This window comes from Fluviicola sp. (assembly GCF_030151805.1).
Taxonomy (GTDB): domain Bacteria; phylum Bacteroidota; class Bacteroidia; order Flavobacteriales_D; family Crocinitomicaceae; genus Fluviicola.
The window spans coordinates 1-8,240 of the sequence record NZ_JASLCN010000182.1; the positions used below are offsets into that span (position 1 = coordinate 1).

Consider the following 8,240-nt stretch of genomic DNA (forward strand, 5'->3'; position numbering starts at 1 on the left):
ACTTAGAATGACGTTCATCAATAGCAAATTGAATAAACAAACCGAAACCAACTTCCTCATCAATCACAGAATATTTCGCGTCTAATTGCTGAACAAAAGCACTAATAATTTCCACTCCTGTAGACGATTGATCCAGGAAAGGAGTTTTTCCTTTGTAACCAACTCCGTTATCCCGTACTAATAATTCGTAGTTCAAACTTCGTTCCGGATTATTCTTCAGTTCAATTTCGATAATTCCTTCGTCCAGATCTTTGAAAGCATGTTTGTATGCATTCGATAAAAGTTCACACATGATCAATCCGACCGGAACTGCATAATCTATCGCGAGATTGATTTCCTCGACATGTACTTTCACCAGAATTTTTTTGTTATAACTGGAAAATGATTCTCCCATCTGGCTGATCAGCTTATTCAGGTAACCGCCCATTTCCACATAAGCCGAATCGTTATTCAGATGCAGCTGATTATGAATCAATGCAATGGCACGGATTCTGTCTTTTCCTTCTTCAATAATCCGCAATGCCTCCGGGTCATTGACATTCCTCGATTGCAGGTTCAGAATACTGGAAACAACCTGCAGGTTATTCTTAACCCGGTGATGAATCTCCTTCAGCAGGTTTTCCTTCATGGCCAGTGAATTGGAAATCTCCTTGTTCTTTTCATCAATTTCTTCTTTTTGCTGCTGCAAAATGCGGTTCGAATCACTTTTCTGACGAATAAACAAATACGAAATACTGATGATGACCACAATACTCATTAGGATAAGAATCAAAATCAATCGAAGCTGCTGATTCTTACCCCGCTCCTCCTCCAGCAAATATTGATTCGATTCCGTCTGAAAATCCTTTTCCAACTCAAAAACCAGGTTTTCACTCCGGAGGTTTTCCAGTAAATCGTCGATTTCATTGCGTTTGATCGAATAGAAATAGGACGAATCCATATTTTTCTTCAACTCATAATAATGCTCTAAACATCCGTAAACCTGGAATAAATCCCGGAGTTCTGTATTGTGTTCGTTTTTCAGAACAAGATCAAAGTATTTTTTGGCATTCTCCAATTGATTGGTGTACAAATAAATCTCCCCCAAACTTGCATTGGCATATTGTTCTGCGAATTTCCAATGATTGGTAATCGCAAGTTTCTTTGCATACCAGAACTCTTTCAGAGCATCTTCAATTTGATTATTGAAAAAATAAACTTGTCCTGCTGAATTTGCAACCTGGAATATAAAAGCGGGATTTCCTTTCTCAGCTGCAATGCGTTTGGCACGATGAATTTCCTCCAACGCTTCTTCGTATTTTCCGCTCTCACTCAAACAGTTTGCCAACACCAAATGACATTGAAGCAGCAAATATTTGTCCGACTTTTTTGATTTTTGAATAATCTTCCTTGTTTTGGTAATCAACAAATCAAAATTGTGACCCAAACTTTCGTAAACTGCTCCGTACAAATCCAGGTACAGTTTATCCTGTTTTTTTGCCTGAAAGAAAAACTGAAACCTTTTTGCTTTATTCAATTCAAATTTCACCCGGGCATAATCACCGTAAACACTGAAAAATTTGATTTTTTTTATCGTGATAACGTAATTGATCTCCGGACTGTGCAGGTGCTTGTACTTATTGTCCAAAAAACGGAGCGTTTCATTTGCTTTCGAGATATCAACAATCATTTCTTCCTGCAAGCGCTCTATTTCCTGCTGAAATTTTTGATAATCGTATTTTTTGGTCTGAGAAAACCCGTGAAAGGTGCAATGAAAAAAAAGAAAGAGTAGAATGTAATTCTTAAAACTGAGTAATAGTAATCTTTCCTGGAATCGAATCATTGGTATGTGAAAAGTAGCTCATGACCAATTTAAGTAATAAATCCACACTAAATGGAATTAATTCTTAAACTTTTTTGAAGTCAGAAAAATCAAAGTCATAAAATCCTTCAAATCCAGGCAACTATTTAGCTTGTTAAATTAACGATCGGATCTTTTTTCTTGTCGTAACCGAAAAGTTCAAAATACTTAATTGCCTTCACAACATTTTCCGGAACATCATCTTCCCAGCTCGAAATCCCAGCTCTGATCTTAGACAATACATCATCAGACAAAATTTTCAAGGCTTGCGAATCAAATTCTTCCAATGCTGCCAGTTTATTATTGTCCCGAAGGAATTGAACCAATCCGCGAAGGTGTTTTGGAATTGCCAATTGATCCAAGGTATACAAATCACCGGTATCCACGTTGATTGCCGGGTAAACATACATTTTCACATTGTGCCCGAACCCGATTCCGAATGCTTCCAGCAAACCGCCAGGTAAATTATCGTAATAACGTTCATCAAAAATGGTATGCAGATTATAAATTCCTGCAATCACTCCCATTTTTTGTCCGCGCGCAATGGTTGCCAGGTAATCCAGCATTTTGTAATGTTTCAGATAATTCGAAATCATTACTGTATATCCTAAGGAACCCAATAATTCCGCTCTGTCAATAAAATCCTTATCCGAGATTTTACCATCTGCAGTTAAATCCTTCAAGGTCAATTCGAAAATAACGGACAAATTATCTTCACGCACTCCGTCTTCTTTCAGGAATTGTTCCGTTCCATGGGCAATCATATCCAAATGAACTTTCGTAACCGGTCTGAAACGGCCGCGCATCAATAGGATGTTCTTTTTGTAAAGTGCCGTTGCAGGCTGAAGAACCGTTCCGCACAAATCAAACATTGTAGCATCGGTCATTCCTCTTTTCACCATGTTTAACGCAATAATCCGGTTGTCAACTTGTCCTAAATCCGGACCGGTAACACGCAGCATGTCCACTTCCACACGGTCTCTTGGAATCCGGTGAACCAGATTTGTCAGGAACTCTTCCAGATCTTCCGTGGAAAAATAAGCCGCATGAATCAGGTTCACACCCAAAATCCCCAAAGCCTCCTGTTGTGCTTTGTGAGAATTGTCATGCATTTTTACGTGTAAAATAATATCGTTAAAATCACCTCCCAGTTTTGACTGAAAGCGCAATCCTACCCAACCTTGTCCCTGGTTGGTTTTATGGTAATTTAAAGATTCAACCGTATTACAAAAAGCAAAAAAACGTGCTTCCTGGAGTTTTTTAGGTAAACGTTCACAAAGTGTATTGTATTCCGTGGAAAGCATGGTCAACAAACGCTCCTCACAAACATAACGGGAAGCCGCGCCATACATGGCGTCAGAAACCTTCATGTCGTAAGCAGACTGCGTATACGCAATCGTTCCGGAACTACCACCCGCCTTAAAAAAGTTGGCCGCAACTTCCTGTCCTGCACCGATCTCGGCAAAACAACCGTAAATATCACTTGTGAGATTAATCTTTAAGGCTTTCTCCTCAGTTGTTAATCTTCTTTCGTCTATCATTTCTTCCATTTCACTTGTACAAAGGTACTAACAATTAGACTTAGTTCGTTAAGGGTTTAACGGTTTAAAGTCCGGATTAGTTACAAATTTATAATCTGTTAACGTTAACAGGAACAATTTCAACTGATTGCGCTGTTCCGGATCCAACTGAACACCTCCCTGACTGGCAAATTCCATCAGCGGATCAATAGTTGCAGAATGCTGAACACCAGTCGAATAATGCTCGATTACGGCATCCAGATCAGCGAAACGTCCGTCGTGCATGTAAGGTGCTGATAAAGCGATGTTTCGCAGCGTCGGAACCTTGAATTTTCCGTTGTCATTCGGGTTATGCGTAATGGCTCCTCTTCCGAGGTCTGTAAAAACCGCATCCAACCCGTTATTCGAGAATTTCTGAACCTGAACCAAGGTTCCGTTGTGACAATGAAAACAATCTGCTCCATTCAAACTCTTAAAGGAATCGTAACCTGCCCATTCTTCCGAAGTAACGGCATTTTTGACAGCCTGTTCAGCTGCATTCAAAGGAATATTGTTCGCGAATTTGTACATCACATCGTATTTGGATTCTCCCGAGATCATGGTTCGCAAAAACTGAGCCAACGCTTTTGCCACATGCGTCGAATCAAAGTCGATCACTCCATAAGCTTTGTAAAACTGGTTTCTGTAAACCACATCTGCTTTTAGGCGGGAAACTGCATCTTTCCATTGCAAATGCATTTCAACCGGGTTCGGAACGGGTTCCAGGATCTGATCTTCAAGCGTTTTTGCTCTTCCGTCCCAAAAAAAACTGGTCTGCCACCCCAGATTGATCAAAGCCATCGCATTTCTGGTTCCAACAGTTCCGTTTACCCCTTGCGAAAATTGATTCGGATCGGAGAAAGATGCATCCGGTGCATGACACGAACCGCAAGAAATGGTGTGATCCAGGGAAAGTTTCTTTTCGTAAAACAACATTCTTCCCAGCAAAACACCTTCTTCCGTCATCGGGTTATCGGCAGGAATATCCATTTGCGGAAAGTGACCTGGAATTTTGAGCGTATACGGTGTCGGATCATAGCCGACTTTTTCTTTCGTACATCCGAGAAAAAGAATCAGAAAACCCAATATTCCAATCAAGATGCGATTCATAATGCGCTGATAGATGCGGCGAAATTCTGACGCGCTTTTTCTGTTAAAACACTTTGAGACGCCATGCTATGTGTTGTGAATTCTGTTTTTACATTGATTTCATTTCCGTTGTTTTCAAAGAAATTCTTCAAATCAAGCTTCAACCAGGCCTCATTCAGTCCGGAAGCAATTTGTGTCCAATGAAGATTGGAAACGGATTTGGTCGTGTAAAAACTATCTGTCCCGACGTGATAAACCAAACTGTGATCGCAATTGGTAATTCCGTCCACAATGGTATCCACTTTTGCTTCCACCTTGAAAAAGATGTATCCGGGATTCCAATCCCAATGCATATCGTTCGCGATTGCAATGTTCAATGGATTGTTATTGGGAAAAGTACTCGGATCATTGTGATTGACCGAAGCCGGAACACCGATTCCGAATTGAATGGATGATGGATTGGCAACAACCTGATCGGCCTGAAAGACACGATTTCCAGATGTTCTGAAATCGAACAACGCTGCATCTTTCAAAACACTTCCTCCCGATTCGATATTTGTAAAATACGCCTTGAGTTCCAAGAAACGAATTTTGTAACCGTTACTCATTGTATAAACAGAATCCAAGTACAACAACTCCAAATCAAACATGGGTTTGAGTGACAATCTGCTTTGCTGCACCACAGGTGAATCTTCCGGCTTCTCTTCTTTTTTCTTTTTACAGGAAGAAAAAGCAATTACAATAAGCAACGCAAGAATCGAAAAATGTTTCATTTAGTTGTTTTACCAAATTTAAAACAATGCAAAGAGAATTCCTAAAAATTCGGGAAGTGTCCAAGGGATTTTCGGTAATTTCGAAAGATTATTGATTGATCGGTATGAATTCGGAAGTAAGTAAGCCTCTTTTGATTGTAAATGCTTCTGCCGGAAGTGGTAAAACGTACAACCTGGTGCGTAATTACCTGCGTTTGCTTCTTTCTGAAGATGAGAATCGTGCAGAAATCAGTCAGATTATGGCGATGACCTTTACCAACAAAGCAAGTATTGAGATGAAAACCCGGATTATGGGCGATTTGAACAAACTTGCTCATGGAAATACCGAAAATCAGGCATATTTGGAAGAGATCTCGAAATTTGTCGGCACAACGCCTGAAGTCACCAGAAAAAAAGCCCAATTGGTGCTTCGGAAAATTCTGCACCAGTACGAAGATTTCAATGTGATGACGATCGACAAGTTTAACCTGAGATTGATCCGTTCTTTTTCAAAAGATCTGGATTTGCCGGAAAACTTTGAAATTTCACTCGATGATACATTGATTCTTGAAAAAGCCATTGACGAGTTGTTGAGTAACATCGATTCCAAAAATCAAACAAAACTTTATCAGCTCGCTTTAAATTTTGCCAAATCCAACCTGGAAGAAGAAAACGACTGGAACCTGAAGAAGATTTTGCTTTCAAAAGCGAAAGTATTGACAAATGAAGGATATTTCCAGATTGTCAAAGCACTTTCAAAAACGGATTTCAAAAAAGAGCAATTGGATCTTTGGAAATTGCAGTTTAAAGCCGAGAAAGAATTGTTGCAGGAAAAGCTGAATCACTTGCAGCGTTTGTTTCACGATTCGGGAGTTGACAGCAATGCTTTTGCAGGAAAGACAACCACTTTCAAACCCATTGTTTTCAATCTGAGTCTGCCGGCGGAACCTATTTCTTTTTTAAAGGAAAGTAAACGAACAGACGCCAATTACAGCAATATTCTCAAAACGATTGAAAACGGAAGTGAGACGCAATTTTCTCCCAAATACATCGAATTTCTGCATTTCATTACGGAGAAAACGGCGTTTTGGATCGACCTGGATTTTAAGATTCAGCAGTTTCATTTATTGGCCATTTTGAAAGAACTCGCTCTGAGCATGGATGAAATCCGGAACAAGGAATCAATTATACGGGTGAGCGAATTCAATAAGCTGGTTGCTGAATTGGTTCAAAACGAAGATGCGCCTTTCATTTACGAGCGGCTGGGTTCACGATTCAATCATTTCTTTTTGGACGAATTCCAGGATACATCGCGTTTGCAGTGGCTGAACATTGTTCCCTTGGTTCACAATTCCCTTGGAAGCAATTATTTCAACTTCATTGTCGGCGATCCGAAACAATCCATTTACCGTTTCAAAAACGGGGTTGCCGAACAATTCATCGCACTTCCTGCAATTTACAACCCGGAAGGAGAACCTTCTATTGAGCTGCGGTCGCGGTTCTTTCAAAAAATGGGAAAAGTAGAAGGTTTGGAAGACAACTGGCGTTCTGCAAAAGAAATCGTGGAATTCAACAACCGGTTTTTCCAGGAATTACTTGCCTATCTTCCTGAAAGCGGAAAGGAATTCTATTCGCATTTGAAACAAACTCCAAAAGGAAAACCAGGAGGATTTGTCGAAATGATCATGCTTCCTCAAAAAGAAATCAATACAACGGAATTCACCAACAATCAGTTATTGCTTTGGGTGGAACAATGTATTTCTGACGGATACAAACCTTATGAGATCTGTATTCTTGGCCGCAAGAAAAGAGATTGTAATCAATATGCCAATTTTTTAAAGTCGAAAGGATATCAGATCGTTTCGTCGGATTCGTTGTTGGTAAACAGTGATCAATTTGTGCAACTCGCTGTTTGTTATTGCAAATGGAAGGTAAACCGTTTTGATTTTCAACGCGCCATGCAATTTGCCTACTTCTATTTTGAAACATTGGGTCAGAAAGATTCTTTTTCGACCTACAATAACTGTTTTGAAGAAGTCACCGAAGAAGATTCCAAAGGGATTTATTTTTCCGAGCGCTTGTTTTTCGAAAACAGCCGGTTGAATGCAGATTTCCTGGACGCGAGTTTCCAGAACATCTATTCCCTGCTGGTGGATTTCCTGAAATTGATGGATCTCGATCCGATTGAAAACACGTATCTGCAGCAATTATTGGACCTTGCTTATCAGTTTGACATGTCGAACGGCCCGGATTTGATGGATTTCATTCATTATTACGATAAAAGCGAAACCAAATTCAGCGTTCAGTTATCCGAAAACGAACAGGCGATTCAGATTATGACCGCGCATAAGTCAAAAGGACTGGAGTTTCCGGTGGTGATTATTCCATCTTTCAATTTCTTCAACGAAGGAAATAACAACGATGCATTTTTGATGGAAATCGACGATCACATTGTGGAAACGAAGATGACGAAATTCGAATCTGCTATTCCAAAAATCAAGGCGGAAGCGGAAAAAGAGGAAGCAGCACAGAAAATGGATGCGATCAACTTATTGTATGTTGCTTTTACGCGTCCGCAGGATCGGTTGTACGGAATCAACCTGAAAGGGTCCAGGAATTCATTCTACGATAAATTCAATAGTATTTTTCATGAGCTGTTTCCGGATGCTTTCGAAGACGGTAAATTACACCTGAAATTCGGTGAAATTCCGGAAATCAAACGTCATTCGAAAAAACAATCCACGGATTACAGTCCGCAATCGATTCAGAATTTCTTGTGGTTCCCTGAAATCAGCATTCAATCTACCAAAGAACAGATTGACGACAGTTTGACAACTGCGCAGCGGGTAGGAAAACAATTCCATTTTATTATGGAAAAATCCCATTCGAAAGAAAGCGCCTTTTCAGCCTTGAAGACGGGAATTCTCAAAGGTCAGATCGAACAGGAATTTGAAGCGACTCTAAATGAATTGCTTGTTGAAGCATTCCAAAATCAGAAGT

Annotated in this window: 5 protein-coding genes; 1 reads left to right on the forward strand and 4 read right to left on the reverse strand. The window is 40.0% G+C overall.

The genetic code is table 11. From position 1 onward, the window contains the following. The 4 genes from Q1V93_RS06850 to Q1V93_RS06865 all read right to left on the reverse strand — a co-directional run. Window positions 1–1,822: sensor histidine kinase (locus Q1V93_RS06850; RefSeq protein ID WP_300663102.1), on the reverse strand; the 1,822-nt coding region annotated here is incomplete at its 3' end. Between the two features lie 125 nt (window positions 1,823–1,947). Next, a complete protein-coding gene (locus Q1V93_RS06855) occupies window positions 1,948–3,381 on the reverse strand; it encodes a TonB-dependent receptor (protein ID WP_300663104.1) in 1,434 nt (477 codons plus the stop codon). Window positions 3,382–3,429: 48 nt separating this feature from the next. Continuing rightward, window positions 3,430–4,509 carry a cytochrome c peroxidase gene (locus Q1V93_RS06860; protein WP_300663106.1) on the reverse strand — a complete coding sequence of 360 codons (1,080 nt, stop codon included), beginning with the start codon at window positions 4,507–4,509 and terminating at the stop codon, window positions 3,430–3,432. Beyond that, entirely contained in the window at window positions 4,506–5,261 is a 756-nt protein-coding gene (locus tag Q1V93_RS06865) for an MbnP family protein (protein ID WP_300663108.1), read from the reverse strand. The genes Q1V93_RS06860 and Q1V93_RS06865 overlap by 4 nt, the downstream gene beginning before the upstream one ends. Before the next feature lie 104 nt (window positions 5,262–5,365). Here Q1V93_RS06865 and Q1V93_RS06870 point away from each other — a divergent pair. Beyond that, window positions 5,366–8,240 (forward strand): UvrD-helicase domain-containing protein (locus tag Q1V93_RS06870; RefSeq protein WP_300663110.1); only part of this gene is annotated, 2,875 nt, incomplete at its 3' end.